Origin of the sequence: Natronorubrum halobium (assembly GCF_051351675.1) — an archaeon.
In the GTDB taxonomy this organism is placed as follows: domain Archaea; phylum Halobacteriota; class Halobacteria; order Halobacteriales; family Natrialbaceae; genus Natronorubrum.
This window is the reverse complement of sequence record NZ_CP195595.1, coordinates 2,999,748-3,015,422: the sequence shown is the minus strand read 5'-3', so window position 1 is coordinate 3,015,422 and position 15,675 is coordinate 2,999,748. Positions and strand designations below refer to the sequence as shown.

General features: G+C 64.8%; 18 protein-coding genes. 8 read left to right on the top strand and 10 right to left on the bottom strand.

From position 1 onward, the window contains the following. Positions 1-282: 282 nt before the first annotated feature. Entirely contained in the window at positions 283-1,332 is a 1,050-nt protein-coding gene (dph2, locus tag ACSFC7_RS14885) for a diphthamide biosynthesis enzyme Dph2 (RefSeq protein WP_436343609.1), read from the bottom strand. Positions 1,333-1,560: 228 nt separating this feature from the next. Between dph2 and ACSFC7_RS14880 the strand changes: the two genes are divergently transcribed. Next, entirely contained in the window at positions 1,561-2,460 is a 900-nt protein-coding gene (locus tag ACSFC7_RS14880) for a DUF7139 domain-containing protein (RefSeq protein WP_436343608.1), read from the top strand. 98 nt (positions 2,461-2,558) lie between these two features. Continuing rightward, on the top strand, positions 2,559-3,584 hold the full coding sequence (locus ACSFC7_RS14875) for a hypothetical protein (protein WP_436343607.1): 1,026 nt from the start codon (positions 2,559-2,561) through the stop codon (positions 3,582-3,584). A 117-nt stretch (positions 3,585-3,701) separates the two neighbouring features. On the opposite strand, the gene ACSFC7_RS14870 is transcribed toward ACSFC7_RS14875, so the two are convergent. Then, positions 3,702-3,869: a zf-TFIIB domain-containing protein gene (locus tag ACSFC7_RS14870; RefSeq protein WP_436343606.1), complete on the bottom strand. Its 168-nt coding sequence runs from the start codon at positions 3,867-3,869 to the stop codon at positions 3,702-3,704. Positions 3,870-4,032: 163 nt separating this feature from the next. On the opposite strand from ACSFC7_RS14870, the gene ACSFC7_RS14865 reads away from it, so the two are divergent. Both ACSFC7_RS14865 and ACSFC7_RS14860 read left to right on the top strand, forming a co-directional pair. Then, positions 4,033-4,434, top strand: coding sequence for a hypothetical protein (locus ACSFC7_RS14865; RefSeq protein ID WP_436343605.1), 402 nt, complete (start codon positions 4,033-4,035; stop codon positions 4,432-4,434). 10 nt (positions 4,435-4,444) lie between these two features. Continuing rightward, entirely contained in the window at positions 4,445-5,083 is a 639-nt protein-coding gene (locus tag ACSFC7_RS14860) for an METTL5 family protein (RefSeq protein WP_436343604.1), read from the top strand. 38 nt (positions 5,084-5,121) lie between these two features. On the opposite strand, the gene ACSFC7_RS14855 is transcribed toward ACSFC7_RS14860, so the two are convergent. From ACSFC7_RS14855 to ACSFC7_RS14840, 4 genes are all read right to left on the bottom strand, one after another. Further along, positions 5,122-6,369 carry an ABC transporter permease gene (locus ACSFC7_RS14855; protein ID WP_436343603.1) on the bottom strand — a complete coding sequence of 416 codons (1,248 nt, stop codon included), beginning with the start codon at positions 6,367-6,369 and terminating at the stop codon, positions 5,122-5,124. Then, on the bottom strand, positions 6,366-7,643 hold the full coding sequence (locus ACSFC7_RS14850) for an ABC transporter permease (RefSeq protein ID WP_436343602.1): 1,278 nt from the start codon (positions 7,641-7,643) through the stop codon (positions 6,366-6,368). Before ACSFC7_RS14850 ends, ACSFC7_RS14855 begins: the two co-directional genes overlap by 4 nt. Then, positions 7,633-8,400, bottom strand: a complete 768-nt coding sequence (locus ACSFC7_RS14845) for an ABC transporter ATP-binding protein (protein ID WP_436343601.1) — start codon at positions 8,398-8,400, stop codon at positions 7,633-7,635. The genes ACSFC7_RS14850 and ACSFC7_RS14845 overlap by 11 nt, the downstream gene beginning before the upstream one ends. Before the next feature lie 404 nt (positions 8,401-8,804). After that, positions 8,805-10,724 carry a rhomboid family intramembrane serine protease gene (locus tag ACSFC7_RS14840; protein ID WP_436343600.1) on the bottom strand — a complete coding sequence of 640 codons (1,920 nt, stop codon included), beginning with the start codon at positions 10,722-10,724 and terminating at the stop codon, positions 8,805-8,807. Positions 10,725-11,288: 564 nt separating this feature from the next. Between ACSFC7_RS14840 and ACSFC7_RS14835 the strand changes: the two genes are divergently transcribed. Then, positions 11,289-11,573 carry a DNA-directed RNA polymerase subunit L gene (locus ACSFC7_RS14835; protein WP_436343599.1) on the top strand — a complete coding sequence of 95 codons (285 nt, stop codon included), beginning with the start codon at positions 11,289-11,291 and terminating at the stop codon, positions 11,571-11,573. 46 nt (positions 11,574-11,619) lie between these two features. Here ACSFC7_RS14835 and ACSFC7_RS14830 read toward each other — a convergent pair whose 3' ends face one another. Together ACSFC7_RS14830 and hisF are read right to left on the bottom strand one after the other, a co-directional pair. Continuing rightward, on the bottom strand, positions 11,620-12,432 hold the full coding sequence (locus ACSFC7_RS14830) for a hypothetical protein (RefSeq protein ID WP_436343598.1): 813 nt from the start codon (positions 12,430-12,432) through the stop codon (positions 11,620-11,622). A 281-nt stretch (positions 12,433-12,713) separates the two neighbouring features. Beyond that, positions 12,714-13,526: an imidazole glycerol phosphate synthase subunit HisF gene (gene hisF, locus ACSFC7_RS14825; protein WP_436343597.1), complete on the bottom strand. Its 813-nt coding sequence runs from the start codon at positions 13,524-13,526 to the stop codon at positions 12,714-12,716. Between the two features lie 161 nt (positions 13,527-13,687). On the opposite strand from hisF, the gene ACSFC7_RS14820 reads away from it, so the two are divergent. Next, positions 13,688-13,876, top strand: coding sequence for a DUF7550 family protein (locus ACSFC7_RS14820; protein ID WP_436343596.1), 189 nt, complete (start codon positions 13,688-13,690; stop codon positions 13,874-13,876). A 29-nt stretch (positions 13,877-13,905) separates the two neighbouring features. Here ACSFC7_RS14820 and ACSFC7_RS14815 read toward each other — a convergent pair whose 3' ends face one another. Together ACSFC7_RS14815 and ACSFC7_RS14810 are read right to left on the bottom strand one after the other, a co-directional pair. Continuing rightward, the gene (locus tag ACSFC7_RS14815; RefSeq protein ID WP_006091440.1) at positions 13,906-14,127 is read right to left on the bottom strand and encodes a ribbon-helix-helix domain-containing protein; all 222 of its coding nucleotides are present in this window, start codon (positions 14,125-14,127) and stop codon (positions 13,906-13,908) included. Positions 14,128-14,471: 344 nt separating this feature from the next. Continuing rightward, positions 14,472-14,771, bottom strand: a complete 300-nt coding sequence (locus ACSFC7_RS14810) for a hypothetical protein (RefSeq protein WP_436343595.1) — start codon at positions 14,769-14,771, stop codon at positions 14,472-14,474. 137 nt (positions 14,772-14,908) lie between these two features. Between ACSFC7_RS14810 and ACSFC7_RS14805 the strand changes: the two genes are divergently transcribed. Continuing rightward, on the top strand, positions 14,909-15,061 hold the full coding sequence (locus tag ACSFC7_RS14805) for a hypothetical protein (RefSeq protein ID WP_436343594.1): 153 nt from the start codon (positions 14,909-14,911) through the stop codon (positions 15,059-15,061). Next, positions 15,058-15,660 carry a sulfite oxidase-like oxidoreductase gene (locus ACSFC7_RS14800; protein WP_436343593.1) on the top strand — a complete coding sequence of 201 codons (603 nt, stop codon included), beginning with the start codon at positions 15,058-15,060 and terminating at the stop codon, positions 15,658-15,660. Before ACSFC7_RS14805 ends, ACSFC7_RS14800 begins: the two co-directional genes overlap by 4 nt. The last annotated feature ends 15 nt before the right edge of the window (positions 15,661-15,675 follow it).

Below are 15,675 nucleotides of genomic sequence, written 5' to 3'. Positions count from 1 at the left end.
AGTAGTAGCCTATTTCGGGTATTTCTGGACAGTTTACTTCCGTATCCGAGACTATCATCTGCAATATAATCTTCGTCTCTGGTTGTTTGTCGCGTGATTACGCGCCCGTACGAGCGCGGTTGGAACCGTCGTCTCGTCGTCCTCACCGGTTGTCCGCTGGACGTTGACGCCGCTGCGGAGTCGGGCCTTCTACCGACGGAAATAATCGACGTATTCCGGGACCGTCCCAGAGCCGACGAATCCGGAGTAGAAAGACGCCGGTGAGCGGACGTAACTGAGATTTTACCAGGTACCGTGGAAGGTGTCGAACGAGAGGCTGTTGAGGGGTTCGTCGCCCACGGCGATTCGGTACTCGCCGGGCGTGAGCATCGGTTTGTGGAACTGCGGCCCGTCGTCGGTCGTGATCCGCGGACAGCCGGTGTTGACGAAGGCGTCCATATCGAAGTTCTGCAGTCGATCCGGCGTCACCTCGTCCATGGTGATGAGATAGGCGTTCTCGTTGTCGTCGATGATATCCTGGGCGATCTCCCAGCGGCCCTGGCCGATCTTGGTACAGAAGATGACGCCCCACTTCTCGGCGTCCATCGCGCGGTGGACGGCGCCGTAGCGCTGCTTCATGAATTTGTCAGTGTCCGCGGGCGTCACGACGTTGTTGACCGGATCCGCGATGACGACGTGTTTGTCGGGGTGTTCCATCGCCAGACCGAGCGGGTGGAACTTCCCGCCGCCGACGTAGAGCACTTGATCCGCGGGCACGTCCGCGCTCGCGTAGTTGCAGCCGAGCACCTGTCCCTCGTGGGTCAGTCGCTCGTCGCCGCGACGACTCTGCACGTCGTAGCCCCGTTCCTCGAGGAACTCGCACATCTCCTCGTAGCGGTTCATGTGCTGGGCGGTCGTGACGAGACCGACGCTCTCGGTTTCCTCGGGTGACTCGAGGGTGTCGAGTGCCTCCTCCATGATCGGCAGCACCTCGACGTTCGAGAACAGCGGCACGTAGATCACCTTGTCCGTGTCCTTCATCGGCGAGTGGCCGAAGTGGACGAAGACGTCGGTGCGTTTCATCAGATACGTGTCGAGGTCGCAGGCGCCGTAACACGGCTGGCCCGAGAGCATGAAGGTGACCTCGTCGTCCGTCAGCGCTCGCAGGTCGTCGGCGACGGCCGGGCCGCGCCGCTTCAGCCCCTCGGGAAACTGCAACCCGACCTTCGTCGCGTCTCGCTCCTCGATGGCCTCGACGATCTGCTCGAGTTCGTAGTCCCACTCGCGATCGTGCTTCAACTGCATCCCGGTGTTTCGGAGGTCCCCTTCGGTGTACTCCGACTCTCGACTCATTGACCGTCTTAACGACCACGGACGTAAATACTGCACGCTGTGACGAACCCGGCGAACTGCCGCCGTCTCCGGTGAATCCGCCTGCCGGCTCACAGCGGGTCGTCTCTCGCTGCGTGTTTCGGATTCGACGTGACCGATTTGCAGGTATCTCCCGCAACCCAACTGGTTTCCCAGCGAACTGGTCGCTCGACCCAACAGTCATAGTACTGGAGTGTAAACGAGGTGCTAATGCCAGCGGAACAGCCTGTAGACGGGTATCTCTTCGATATCTATCGTCGATACATCGGCGAACCGGAGGATCGAACCGACGTCTACGTCGGGTTCAGCCTGTTTCTCGGTGGGATCGGACTCGCGATCGTCGCCCTGTTGCTCTTCGTCTGGAGTGGCACCTTCGAGACCCGATCCGCATCGTACATCGCCTGGGTACAACCCGCGTACGCGCTCGTAATGATCTCGCTCCCCGTGTTCATGCTCGGGGTCGTAGTGTTACTGCCGTCGGAACGACGGATGCTGTACACGTCGATCGCCGGTGTCGCGATCACGATCGGTGCCATCATCGGCTTCATCGGCGCGTACCCCGACAACTGGAACGGCTACGGAAACGATTACACGGTCGAAGTCGTCGCGACCTACGCTATCGGTCTCGCCGGCATCACCGCTTCGACGGGGGCGGCACTGATCGCTCACTATCTGGATATGGCCCAACAGGTCCAGACGGTCGAGGCCGACGACGGGGACGAGGAAGACGAACTCTCGGATGCGGACGTCCGCAGGGACATCGACGAGGCGATGGAGGACGTCGAACTCTCTTGGGGCGGCGTCGAGAAAACCGAACACAAGCGTCTCAGTTTCTCCGAGGACGAGTTCGACGCGGTGTCCGTCAACACCGACGCCGGAACGAAGACGGCGCGCTCGACCGGCGTCGACGCACAGGTCGCCGGCCTCAAGGGACTGAAAGGCGGCGAGACGAAAACGACGACCTCGGAGTCGACGGTCGACGATCAGACGGCGAAACTCAAGGAACTGCGCGAGCAACAGCAAGCGGAGGAGATGGCGACGGCCGACGACGGCGGATCTCCGCTCTCGGGGGTACTCGATCGGCTCCGTGAACTCCTCGGCCGGCGGTAATCTTTCGATACTCGTACGTAACCTATGCTTATTGTCCAGTAGTTTGAGGTGTAAGTTATTCACATAGATTTATAATCCATCGGCCGCCTTGCCAAACTATGGCGAAAGGCCTAGACGTTGGAACGATGAACATCCTGTCTGCACAGCAGGATGGGAACGATACGGTTTTCGTGCAACAGCGTAACTCCTTCGTAGAGATCGAGTACTCGGATATGGCCGAGCAGATGCTCTCGCGAAGCGAAGTCCTACACATTCGCAAGGACGACAAGGTGTACGTCGTCGGCGACGACGCCCTCAACTTTGCGAACATCTTCAACAAGGAAACGCGGCGCCCGATGAAACACGGGATCCTCTCGAACGACGAGAAGAGCGCGATCCCGATGATGAAGCTCATCATCGAGCAGGTCGTCGGCGAGCCCGCCTATCCCGACGAGAAACTCTACTTCTCGTCCCCGGCGGATCCGATCGATTCGGATCTCTCGACGCTGTACCACCAGAAGACGATCGAGTCGTTCCTCGACGACATGGGATACGACTCCGAACCGATCAACGAAGGGATGTCCGTCATCTACAGCGAACTCGCGGACAACAACTTCACCGGACTGGGCATCTCCTTCGGTGCCGGGATGACGAACGTCTGTCTGTCCTACTACGCGGTGCCCGTCATGAAGTTCTCCGTCGCCCGCGGTGGCGACTGGGTCGACGAGCAGGCCGCACGCGCGACGGGCACGCCCGTCGACAAGGTCACCTCCATCAAGGAGGACGACTTCGAACTCGACTTCACGACGGACGTCGGCGGCGTCGAGGGTGCGCTCTCGATCTACTACGAGAACCTGCTCGACTACGTCATCGAGAACATCGTCAAGGAAGTCGACGAGGAAGACGTCGAGGAAGGCCTCGACGTGCCCGTCGTCGTCACCGGCGGTACCTCGAGCCCGAGCGGCTTCGAGGCGCTGTTCCGTGACCACCTGGAGGACGCGAACATTCCGTTCTCGATCAGCGGCGTCTCGCACGCCAACGAGCCGCTCTACAGCGTCGCACGCGGTGGCCTCGTCGCCGCCCGCTCCGACGAAGACGTCGATCACGAACCCGAAAAAGAAGAAGCCGAAGCCGAAGCGGAGTAAGCGCCCCGGTTTTTTCCTGCTACGCAGACGGTTGCGAGACGCGTCACTGTTCCAATCGTCGCGAACGCGGTCGTTACAGTCGCCTAGCCAGCCGTCAGCGGTGTCCTCCCCGACGGCTCACTGCTCGTAAAATCGGTTGAACGCGTCTCGCCAGGACTCCGGGTCCTCGCCCTCCTGAACGTGGTCGACCGGGACGTCCGCGAAGGCACAGTGTGGACACGTTACTGTCGAGACGTCACCCAGCGAGAGTTCCTCCAGCGACCCCTGGCACCGCGGACACTCCATACCTGTCTCTCACACGGACTCTCCTTAACTCTATTCGAACTTGTCATGAAAACGGAACACCGGTTCGGCTCGAGCAGCGTGATCGTCCGACGTTCTCGCGATCGAGATATTACTATAGAACATTTACAAAGACTTTTGTATGCGACTCATGTATGTGCCTGTAATGAATACGTCACCACCGGCCGAACTGGAACCGACGATCGACCGCTGTCGACCCGCAGACGTCACACCCGTCACGCTCGAGGCACCGACGCTCGAGTCGACGGCGCCGGACTACCTCCGAGAGCTGAAGCGGGAACTGACCGACGAGGGACTGCTCCCGGCCGACCTGGTCGTCGACGCCTGTTTCGACGAGGACTGTTCGCTCGCGACCCAGGAGGAGATCGATCGCGTGCGATCGTACGTGCGGGCCGGTGCCTTCCTCGGCGTCGGAACCGTCACGCTCGAGATCGACGATATCGCCGATCCCGAGAAGGTACGGCCCGCGCTGGCCGCCTGTGCGGAACGCGCCGAGCGAGAGGGAATCGCGCTCGAACTCGACGGGGCTATCACGCTCGACGCCTAACGACGCGGTAATGTCCGGGCCGTCGCGACGTACCCTCGCTCGAGCGCTCGAAGCGCTCGCCGACTTTTCCGAGCCGTCAGCCGCGCTCGAGCAGTATCTCACGCCGCCGGAGATCGCCGCCCACATCTGCCACCAGGCGAGAATGCAGGGCGATCTCGAGGGCTGGGTCGTCGATCTCGGGACCGGAACCGGGATGCTCGCGATCGGGGCCTCGCTCGCGGGGGCCGACCGCGTCGTCGGCGTCGACATCGACCGGGACGCGCTCGCACTGGCCCGTGCGAACGCAGCCCGGATCGACGAGGCGGGGAAAGACGGCCCCCTCGAGTGGCTCCGCGGTGACGCGACTCGACCGCCGCTCTCCGTTTCCGATACCGACGTGACCGTCGTCTCGAACCCGCCGTTCGGGGCTCAGCATGGGAACCGTCACGCCGACCGCGAGTTCCTCGAAACGGCCCGTTCGCTCGCCGACGTATCCTACACGATCCACAACGAGGGGAGCCAGGAGTTCGTCGAATCGTTCGCGGCCGACGAAGGCGGCGAGGTGACACACGCGTTCCGGGCCGAATTCCCGATCGCGAAGCGGTTCGAGTTTCACACCGAAGCCGAGCAGACGCTCGAGGCGGAAGTGTTCCGAATCGAGTGGCGGTGATCGGCTGGGATCGTGAGGTCGGCCCCGGAGTACCCCTATTAGCCGCTGAGGTGCTGGATCCGCGCGTAGCGACTCGCCCGCCAGCCGGTGACGAGCGCGACGACCGTCCCGACGACGATGGCCAGTACGAGACCGAGCAGGTAGACCTCGGGCGGCGTCTGGAGGAGTTCGCCGAAGCCGATGACCGACGACGCGAGGTAGTTCAGGCCGGCCACGAGCAGAGGTGTCGCGACGAGACCGAGAATCCCGCCGACGACGCCGATGACGAGTCCCTGTACGGCGATCGTTCCCGCGAGCACCCACCGGGAGAGACCGATCGCCCGGAGCGCGGCGAGTTCGTCCCGCTGCTGGTAGGCGACGAGCGCGAACAGGTTGACCGTCAGGACGATCCCGCCGACGACGGCGAGCCCGACCAGCGTCGCCCCGCTGGCGAGGACGAGCGGCTGTTCCTCGAACATCGCGCCGATCTGTTCGTCGCTGGTCCGGACGTCGTAGGCCGCGTACTCCTCGTCGAGTTCCGCGCCGACTGCGTCCCGGTCGGCGTCGTCCTCGACGCTGGCGGTGATGAACGTCGCCCGATCCGTCCCGGTCGTCCCGGCGACCGCCTGCAGGTCGGTCAGCGGGACCGTCTCCGTGTCCGAGCCCAGATACTGCGAGTAGTACGCGGAGATCCCGACGACGGTGAACTCGTGGTTCGCCGCCGACTCCCGACTGGTCCCGACGTAGACCGTGTCGCCGACCTCGACGTCGTGGGCCTCGGCCGTGTTGGGGTCGAGCACGATCTCTTCCGTCTCCGGTTCGCTGGGCCGCTCGCCGTCGGGATGTTCCCCGGCGGAGAGGTTCATCTCGCTTTCGAACCCGCCTCCCTCCTCGAAGTCGAAGCCGTCGTGAGTCTCGTGGACCCCGACCGCGGACGTGCGCTCGAGGTCGTCGGCCTCCGTTCCGACGTAGATATCGTGCATCGCGATCGGCGCGGCCGAACTGACGTCGTCCCGCTCGCTCATCTCGGCGGCGACGCCGTGGGCGCCGACGATCGGGTTCTCCGTGCCGCTGGCCGAGGGGTCGATCGGGTCGCTCGAGACCCAGATATCGCGATCGGCGTTGTCGAGACCGTCCTCGCCCGTCTGGACGACGCCGACGCCGAGACTCGCGAGCAGCGTCACCGACAGCACCGCGAGCGCGACCGCGAACACGGTGAGTGCGGTCCGACCGGGGGCGCGTCGAAGCTGTGCGAACGCGAGGCCGACGACGGCTCGCAGCCGCCTGCCCGCTCGACGAAGGCTCACCGGCCCACCTCCTCGAGGACGGACGTTCGCGCCGCGACGGCGAGCGGATAGGGGATGGCGACGAGTCCCGAGACGAGTGCGACGGCGAGCGCGTAGGGGACGAGTATCGGATGGACGAGCGCGACGGCACCCGGCGCGACGGTCGCGCCGGCCACCGCGTTGACGGCGTAGATTCCGCCGACGCCGAGGGCGATTCCCAGCACTGCGCCCGCGAGGGTCGTGAGCAGCGTCGAGACCGCGACGATCGAGAGTCGACTGCGCGCGGAGTAGCCCACGGCCTCGAGGACGGCGAGGGTTCGCCGGTCTTCGGTGACGGTCATCCCAGCGGTCGTCGCGACGAACGACGCACAGATGGCGATACCGACGACGAACGCGAGCAGGCTCGTCGCGAACGCCAGTCCGTCGCCGAACAACGCGGACGGATCGGTTCCGTCGTGGGACTCAACCGCGGCGTCGGGGTACTCGTCGTCGGCAGCCGACTCCGCCGCGTCGGTATCGCCCCAGATCAGTATCTGGTCGGCCAGTTGGCCGTCGTCCGCGCCCGAGAGCGCCTGCAGTTCGCTCAGGTGGACGAGCGCGACCGGCGTCTCGTCGTCGTCGTCGACCGATTCGACGGCAGTGGCCGTCACCGACGGTGTCGAGACGTTGTCCGGCGTCTGCGAACCGCCGACGGTGAGTTCGTCGTCGGCCTCCGCGTCGAGGCGCTCCGCAGCCGCCTCGGAGAGGACGAGTTCGCCCTCCCGCGAGCCGTCGTACGAGCCGTTGGCGTAGTGTGGATCGCCCGGCTCGAGTGCGTCGGTCGGGAGCCCACCGACGGTCCGAGGCTCGCCGTCGGGGACGACGCCGACGAGGAGGACGGTCTTCGGTTCGCCACCGTCGGCCGACTCGAGTTTCACCGGTTCGACCAGTACCGGCGAAGCGTGGTCGACGCCGTCGTCCGACCGGATCGATTCGGCGCGTTCGTTGCTGTCGCCGAGCCGCGGCCCCTCGACGCCGTCGACGGCCGACAGCGTGCCGCTCTCCTCGGGGACGATCTGGACGTCGGCGTCGGTATCGTCGACGGCGCCGCCGCCGGCGAGCCCCAGTGCGACTCCCGTCACGACCACCAATAGCGCGATCGTCAGGGCGACGGCACCGACCGTCGCCACGACGCGACTCGAGCGCGTTCGAACCGTCCGCTTCCACAGCCTGATGACGGAGACGCCGACGAGGCCGCGCCAGCGCGCCCGGCGGGAGCCGCCGCGCTCGGCGTCGAACTCGCCGTCATCCGCCATCCGAGACCACCCGTCCATCGCGAAGGGTGACCACGCGGTCGGCGACGGCGAGGGTCGACTCGTCGTGCGAGGCGACCAGCAGGGCTCGATCTTGGCCGATATCCATCAGGAGTTCGAGGACGTTCTCTCCGGTCGCCGTATCGAGTTCACCCGTCGGCTCGTCGGCGACGATGACGTCCGGATCGGTGACGAGCGCCCTCGCGATCGCGACGCGCTGTCGCTCGCCGCCGCTCAGTTCGCCCGGGAGGTGGCCGATACGATCACCGAGGCCGACCTTCTCGAGCAGCGTTTCGGCGCGCTCGCGGCGCGTCGATCTGGGGATTCCGGCCTGAACGAGGGGTAACGCGACGTTCGCACGGGCCGATAGCGCCGGCAGCAGATGAAAGCGCTGGAAGACGATCCCGACGTGTCGCCGTCGCAGCCGCGTTCGTTCCCGATTCGAGCAGGTCGTGAGATCGGTGTCCAGCAGTTCGACGGCTCCGCCGGAGGGAACCAACAGTCCCGAAACCGCGTGGAGGATCGTCGACTTCCCGCTGCCGCTCGGCCCCTCGAGGCCGACGATGTCGCCCGCCTGCACGTCGAACGAGACGTCCCGCAGCGCGGTTACGGTCCGGTCGTCGCCCGAGCGGCCTCGGCCGCCGTTCGCCCCGTACTCGTGGGTCACGGCCTCGAGCCGAACGGCCGTCCGTGATTCGACGTCGACGGTACTCGAGTCGCCGTCCGAGGCGGTCGCCTGCCGCAGTGCGTAGTTGCTCATCGGTCCAGGATTCAACTCGATCGAACGAACGGCGGAGACGGATATTGTTTCTCTCCGGCTTCTCTCGGCCACGTAGCCGTTAACGACTCGAGGGAAAACACCAAACTGGTTCTCAGCCGCCACAGTAATCGATAGACGACCGTCTCGAGCGACGACGGATCCGTCACCGGCGATCAGCGGCCCGGCTGGCGAAATCTACTCGTAATACTGACTATCTCGCTCGGTTAGTCGTTTGTACTGGTCTCAACCGGACGAAACCACCGTCTACTGCGCGATAGAAGCGGCTCAACGTCCGATTCCGGATCGACGTGCTGTGATCGCGAGAGCGAACCGGTAGCTGGCACGAAAGGACGCCATACAGGCGTGCAGGCTGCCGAATACGGCTCGCGGAAGCGGTCGGCCGCTTACTCTTCGCTCGCGATGGCGATCCGCGTCCCGTTCGAAGCGGCGTACACGGTGTCGTCCTCGCGTTCGAACGTGAGTCCTCCCGCGGTGGTCGGCTCCGCCGAGTCGGGCATCGTCGTCGTTTCGACGTCCCCGGTCTCGGTCGATTCGACCTCGAGCGTGAACTCGCCGTCGACGGACGAAATCGTCACGTTCCGGTCGTCGATCCGGACGTCTGCGCGCGAGCTATTCGATTCGTGGGCGAGCTGTGGATCGTCGCCCTCGGCCCAGATCTCGACCTGGTAGACGCTGTCGTTGCCGACCGGCTCCCAGCCGGTCCGCTCGACGTGGACGGTCTCGCGCCAGCCGGGGCCGCCGACGGTGATCGACTCCTCGCCCGAGAACTCGAGTTGCCGGGCCGGGATCACCTCCGACCAGAGCTGCCGCTGCTCGCTCGCGACGATCACGCCGCTGGACTCCAGGGAGACGGCGTCGGCCAGCGGACCGACCTGGACGGGCGAGACGAGTTCGTTCTCGACGCCCTCGGCGTACTGAACCGTGTAGTCCTCGATCTCGACGGCCGCGTCCGAGGAAGCGGTGGCATCCTCGAGGACGAAGAAGTTGACCGGAACCGCCATCCCGGCGAGGGCGGCGAGGATCACGAGAACGAGCGCGAGCGCGGTCTGTCGCTGGCCGACGGTCGAGAGCCGGCCCGAATCGCGCGACCGTGGTTTCGCGGCGATTTCGCTGATGCGCTCGAGGGTGGCCGTCAGGGCCGTGGAATCGGCGTCGGATCCGGAGCGATCGCGGCCGTCGGCTCCGGGACGGTCACCGGTGTCGGCTCCGATCCGATCGCCGGTGTCCGATCCAGACCGATCACCGCTGTTCCGAGCGAGTTCGAGCGGGCGGGAGACGGACGAGTCGGGCTGAGTTCGGCGGACGCGAGGGAGCAGGCGGCGGACTTGTTCCGGGACGACGGGTCGCTCGGAGGCTGTAATCGCGACGGTGACCACGAGCGCGAGCACCGTGACGATCAACACGCCGGGGCCCTGGAAGAGGTAGAAGACGTTCCCGCCGCCGAACCAGTAGATCTGCCAGAGACCCTGTGCGAACCCGAAGGCCAGGATCGCGATCCACAGTCGAAGCGCGTCGGGACGGCGTCCGCGTCGGCGGAGCAGCGCGATACCGAGCACGAGACCGATGAAGAAGCCGAGCGCGTGGCCCTGGATGGCGATACCGGCCCACGACGGCGCGGACGGTGGTCTCGACTCGGCGACGTAGACCCCGATCGGATTCTGGAGCGCGCGGTAAATCGTCAGCAGGACGCCCTGCACCCCGAGGACGCCCACGATCGTCGCGATCGGATAGTGGACGAGCGCGAACGCGGCGAAGGCGAAGACGACGCCCGAGAAGCCGATCACGGGTCCGAGCGCGAACAGGCTCGTGAGGAGCGTGATCGCGACGACGACGAGTGGAAAGAGCAGTACTGCGCGGACCCACGGATTGGTGCGCCACGAGGCGAACGAGCCCGCTCCCCGTTCGTCCGGATAGTGTCCCCAGGCGTACTCCGCGATGGGTGCGACGATGACGGTAGCCGAGAGATTCCCGATGAGGTGGTTCGGTCCGGCGTGGGAGAACGACGCCGTCAGCATTCCCAGCGGATAGAAGTACGAGTACGCCCGGTAGGGGATCGTCACGGGATCGGAGAACGCCGTGACGCCGTCCTGGACGAACAGGTAGACGCACCAGACGAGTCCGATGACGATCAGCGACCCCCACGGGACCCCCATCACGAGCCTCGAGCGGGCCACGTCTCCCCACCGGCGTCCCGATCGGTGGAGTCGGCTGACGACCGCCGCGGAGGCGAGTAGCGCCGCCACCGTGACGATCGGGAGGACGACCGTCAGGACGAACGACTGGACGGCCTCGGGCGAGAGCATATCCAGTGGTTCGAGCGAGACTGTATATGGATTTACTTCTGTGGCTCCCTGCTCGACTGCCACCGCGGCTACTGCGACCCGATCGAACGACGTACGATGGCGCGCGCTGGACCGCGGTGAGCAGAGCGAGGCCGGAACGCAGTGATGGCCTCGGAAAGCGAACGGTGACCGTGGGGAGCCGTGAGCAAGGCGAACCGCGGTTCGAAGCTGTACGAGGTCTTCGCGAACGCTTTGAGCGAAGGCTCGGTAGAGCTTGCTCTACCGGTGGATGAGTGAGTGCCTTGAGGGGGCGAACGTTAGCGCAGAACCTGCGGTTCCGCGAGCAGTCGAACGGGTGCTGCGCACCCGTGAGACAACGTTTTCACCGCCTCGCACGTCCCGCGAGCAGCAATCGGCTGGGGAGGCCGTACAATCACCGCCGCCAGTGCGAGAAGCGGACGAGAGTCTCTTGCTACTCTCAAACGAGTCCGGTGCGATCTTCCGACTACTGATCCGAATGCCACCGCTCGAGAGCCGTCAGTCCGAACAGAAAGGTACAAGCGGCCGACGACCGGACTCATCGACATGGAACTGCGGGTCACCGAGAGCACCGAGAACGAACTCTCGATCGAGATCGCCGGCGAGGATCACACGTTTATGAACGTCCTGAAGGGGACGCTGCTCGAGCACGACGACGTCACTGCCGCCACCTACGACGTCAACCCCGAACAGTCGGGTGGCCAGACGGAGCCGATTCTGACGATCAAGACCGTGGAGGGCGTCGATCCCCTCGAGGCGCTCGAGGAAGCCGCCGGCGACGTCCGCGGGAAAACGACGGCGTTCCGCGACGCGTTCGAAGCGGCTGCGTAAGCTCCCACTGGATCGATCGTCGACGCGTCTCGGTTTCGCTTCTCTTTCAACACGTCAGGTAGACACCGTAGAGCGCGCCGTCGGGACCGACGTGGAGGTCGAGCCCTTCGGACTCGAGTTCGGGGTCGGTCAGGCGCTCGCTCGTCACCACCGCCTCTGCGACGGCCTCGGCGAGCGCACCCTCGTCGTCGTAGTCGTCGATCGATCCGGGGATCGGCAGGTTCGCGCCGACCAGTTCGTTGCGACACTCCACGCCGAAGTCGCTCCCGTCCACCGAATCGGGACTCGCGTCGTCGTACTCCATCGCCACGTTCGCGCGGTTCGTGTATTCGGCGTACGCCGCTAATCCGTCGTCGTAGGACCGCGACTCGTCCGCGTTCCGTTCCGCTTCGAGTCGCTCGTGAACCTCGTCTTCGGCGGCCTCGAGGTCGATTCCGGCCGCCTCGCTGCCCTCGCCGGGTGCGTCGGGCGGCGACGGCGTCCCGATGCCGGGGATGATCGACGGCGATACGATCCCCGTCGCGAACAGGGCGACGATCAGGGCGAAGCCGACGATGATCGGCGCGTAGGGTTTGGCTACCTCGAGCCAACTGGGGACCTCGAGGTCGCGGTCGACGTCGGAGAACGCATCCTCGGTCTTCTCCAGATCGTGGCCGCCACAGCGCGAGCACGGCGGGTTGTTCTTCATGTGCTGGCGGCCGCAGTTCGCGCAGACCCACATGTACTGCGTGCCGGTGTCGACGGTCTCGAACTCCTCCTGGCGGACGACCGCCTCCTCGAACTCGTTGTGGCCGCAGCTATCACACGGCGGATCGTTCGACTCGTGTGGTTTACCGCACCACGTACACCGCCACTTCACTGGTAGTAGAGCACAACTGAGCGGGTATAAGCGTATTGGAAGCCGAAACGGATGGGGCGAAACAAACCGTGCGGGCGAGCGGTGACTCGATCAGCATCGGGGTGAAACCAGCGCTCGGACCGGTGAAAACCCTGCTCAGAGCCGAACGGGAACGTCCCGCTCGTCGAGGTACGCCGTTGCCACCTTTTCCACTCGGGTTCACGTCGTTCGCCCTCGTGCAAAAACCTTGACCAAAAAGCCACTCGCTCACTTCGTTCGCTCGCGGTCCGAAAACTGATGTCTCAGAGCCGAACCGGCACGTCCCGCGCGTCCAGATACTCCTTGGTCTCCTCGATCGAGTGCTCGTCGAAGTGGAAGATCGACGCCGCGAGGCCGGCGTCGGCGTCCGCTTCGGTGAACACGTCGTACATATCCTCGGGACCGCCACAGCCCGAGGAGGCGATCACGGGCGTGTCGACGGCGTCACAGACCGCCGTCGTCAGCGGGAGGTCGTAGCCGTCTTTCGTGCCGTCCTTGTCGATCGAGTTGACGAACAGTTCGCCCGCACCGCGGGATTCAGCCTCTTTGGCCCACTCGAGGACGTCGATTCCCGTCCCCTCGCGGCCGCCCTTCTTCGTACACTCGAACCAGCAGGACTCGCCGTCGACCTCGACGTAGTGTTCGCCCCCCTCGTCGAAGCGGCGCTTGGCGTCGACGCTGATGACGATACACTGGCTGCCGAAGGCCTTCGCGCCCTCGTTGATGAGTTCGGGTCGCTCGAGCGCGCCGGTCGTGATCGAGACCTTGTCCGCGCCCGCGCGCAGCGTCTCCTTGATGTCGTCGGTGGTGCGGATGCCGCCGCCGACGGTCAGCGGGATGAAGACTTCGTCGGCGACGCGTTCGACGACGTCGAGCATGGTCTCTCGCCCCTCCGCGGAGGCGGTGATGTCGAGGAAGACGAACTCGTCCGCGCCGGACTCGTTGTACGCCTTGGCCATCTCGACCGGATCGCCGGTGTATTTCAGGTCCTCGAAGTGAACGCCGGTGTAGACCGCCGGGTTCCCGTCCTCGTCCAGGTCGACGTCGATACACGGGATGATGCGCTTGGTCAGCATATGATCGGTAGCCGAATCTTGGCACCCGGAGTAGTAAAGTGGTCTGCATCGGCTACCGGCCGCGGGTGGACGATGCGGTGGTCCCCGTTCGGCACCGTGTGACTGCCGCGTTCGGTCCGCAATCGCGTGTCTTTAAGGTCCTGAGTCGGCAACACGCAGCTATGGCAGACGACACGGATTTGACGGGCGAACAGGACACGGGCGCCGATGTCGGTCACGACCTCGAGGCCGAACGGACGACCGCTCCGATGAGCGAATTCACGGCGCGCGAGGCCGGTATCGGCTTCGTCGTCGCGCTGATCGGCGTCGCGATCGCGTTCGGGATACCGCTGGTAGCGGTCGCTCCGTAGCGATAGAACACCGTGCGAAAACGTGGTCGTTAGAAGACGTACTCGTCGTCGTGGCCCATCATGCCGTCGTCTTCGAGGCCGCCGGGGCCACCTTCGTCTTCGTCCATCGGTCCACTGGTCTTGTAGGCCTTGATACCGGTCGACAGGAGATCCTCGATCGCCTCCTCGCGGTTGACGAACTCGCCGCGTTCGACCATCTGGGCGATTTGCATCTCGAGGTGCTCCGGTATGGTGATCTCTACTTTCGGCATCTGATTCGGCTTTCGGCGAGGGGGTATTTAGGTTTGACGGGGACTCCACACCATCCGGAACGACTCGCCGCGGAGGGTCCCGATCGACCGGCGAAGTGGTACCGGCGCTGGGCCGTTTCGCTACTGCTGCGGCGGTCTTTCGATACCGCTAGTACAGTGACTCACGGGTACTACTGCGGTGGCACATTGCTGCGGGTAGCGATCGGGACTCCGATCCATCGTACACGTCAGTATCGACGCGAGTGAAACCGACGGAGAAAACCGGTAGTCGTCGGTGGTGACGTGCTTGCGGTGGCTGCATAGCGGCACCGACGTCGTAGCGGCCCGTACGGTTTGCGGTCGTCTTACTTGCTTCCCATCATCGAGTCGAACGCGTTCTTCAGCGTCGTCCCGGGCTGGGTGATCGAGTCGATCTGCTGGCGCATTTTCCGCTGGTTGAAGTAGCTCGCGAACGCGAGGATAGTCGGCGGCCAGAGGCCGACGAACATCCCGCGCTGTCGTTCTCCGCGCAGGAAGAAGTAGTACCACGAGAGCCCGACCGACGCGGCCGCCGCGAGGAGCGCAGGGCCCATGGCTTGTTCGGTGACTTCTTCCGCTGCCTGTCCGGACATCTCTCGTTCCGTCATTTGTTGTTTGCTCGCCATACAGTGAGAGAGTGGTCGAGACCGTACTAAGGGATGACGAGGGTTTCGAGAGGAAGGCCCCGAATTGTGATGCCAATGCTACTGTTCCACTCCGTTCCAGTCGCGGTGCCGTCCCCGAAAATCGGGGTTACATGTCGATGATCGCATCACTCGACTCGAGTGTCACCGAGTACCTCGCTCAAGCGGACGGTCGCGTTCGACCGAATCCCGGTCCCGTCGAGGCCATCCAGGTGATCGAATCGGCGCCGAGCGTCACATCTACGTCCGTCGGCACCAACGCACGCGTATGACTAACGACGTGACCGACGTCACGGACCTGTACCGGGAGTTCGGCGACGATCGACTGCCGTCCGGACAGCGTGAGACATCGGCGTTCCCCGTCCTCTCGAAGAGTGGAACGCCCGAGTGGGACCCCGAAACGTGGGAGTTCACCGTCACCGGTGCGGTCGACGAGGAACTCTCCTTCTCCTGGGACGAGTTCCGGGCCCTCCCCACCGAGACCCAGCGACAGGACTTCCACTGCGTCACCGGCTGGAGCAAGTTCGACTGCGAATTCACGGGCGTGCCGTTTCCGGAACTCGCCGAGCGAGCGGGAGTCCACGACGACGCGGTCCACGTGCTGTTCTCCGCGCTCGACGACTACACGACCGACCTGCCGCTCGAGGACTGCCTGCGAGCGGAAGTCCTCTTCGCGTGGGGGTACGACGGCGACCCGCTCCCCGAAGACCACGGCGGACCGCTGCGGGTCGTCACGCCCCACAAGTACGCCTACAAGGGAGCGAAGTGGGTCGACGGCGTCGAGTTCCTCACCGAACCCGAGCGCGGGTACTGGGAGAAACGCGGCTACTCCCAGACGGCGGATCCGTGGCAGGAAGAGCGATACAGCTGATCGACGGCCGTTCTG

Coding starts and splice junctions, on each gene's coding strand:
- ACSFC7_RS14840 (WP_436343600.1), bottom strand. CDS start 10,724: ATGCTCTCGCCCGAGGCCGTCCAGTCGTTCGTCCTGACGGTCGTCCTC.
- ACSFC7_RS14805 (WP_436343594.1), top strand. CDS start 14,909: ATGATCGCATCACTCGACTCGAGTGTCACCGAGTACCTCGCTCAAGCG.
- ACSFC7_RS14850 (WP_436343602.1), bottom strand. CDS start 7,643: ATGGCGGATGACGGCGAGTTCGACGCCGAGCGCGGCGGCTCCCGCCGG.
- ACSFC7_RS14870 (WP_436343606.1), bottom strand. CDS start 3,869: ATGGAGTGTCCGCGGTGCCAGGGGTCGCTGGAGGAACTCTCGCTGGGT.
- ACSFC7_RS14835 (WP_436343599.1), top strand. CDS start 11,289: ATGGAACTGCGGGTCACCGAGAGCACCGAGAACGAACTCTCGATCGAG.
- ACSFC7_RS14820 (WP_436343596.1), top strand. CDS start 13,688: ATGGCAGACGACACGGATTTGACGGGCGAACAGGACACGGGCGCCGAT.
- dph2 (WP_436343609.1), bottom strand. CDS start 1,332: ATGAGTCGAGAGTCGGAGTACACCGAAGGGGACCTCCGAAACACCGGG.
- ACSFC7_RS14875 (WP_436343607.1), top strand. CDS start 2,559: ATGGCGAAAGGCCTAGACGTTGGAACGATGAACATCCTGTCTGCACAG.
- ACSFC7_RS14800 (WP_436343593.1), top strand. CDS start 15,058: ATGACTAACGACGTGACCGACGTCACGGACCTGTACCGGGAGTTCGGC.
- hisF (WP_436343597.1), bottom strand. CDS start 13,526: ATGCTGACCAAGCGCATCATCCCGTGTATCGACGTCGACCTGGACGAG.
- ACSFC7_RS14810 (WP_436343595.1), bottom strand. CDS start 14,771: ATGGCGAGCAAACAACAAATGACGGAACGAGAGATGTCCGGACAGGCA.
- ACSFC7_RS14880 (WP_436343608.1), top strand. CDS start 1,561: ATGCCAGCGGAACAGCCTGTAGACGGGTATCTCTTCGATATCTATCGT.
- ACSFC7_RS14865 (WP_436343605.1), top strand. CDS start 4,033: ATGAATACGTCACCACCGGCCGAACTGGAACCGACGATCGACCGCTGT.
- ACSFC7_RS14845 (WP_436343601.1), bottom strand. CDS start 8,400: ATGAGCAACTACGCACTGCGGCAGGCGACCGCCTCGGACGGCGACTCG.
- ACSFC7_RS14815 (WP_006091440.1), bottom strand. CDS start 14,127: ATGCCGAAAGTAGAGATCACCATACCGGAGCACCTCGAGATGCAAATC.
- ACSFC7_RS14860 (WP_436343604.1), top strand. CDS start 4,445: ATGTCCGGGCCGTCGCGACGTACCCTCGCTCGAGCGCTCGAAGCGCTC.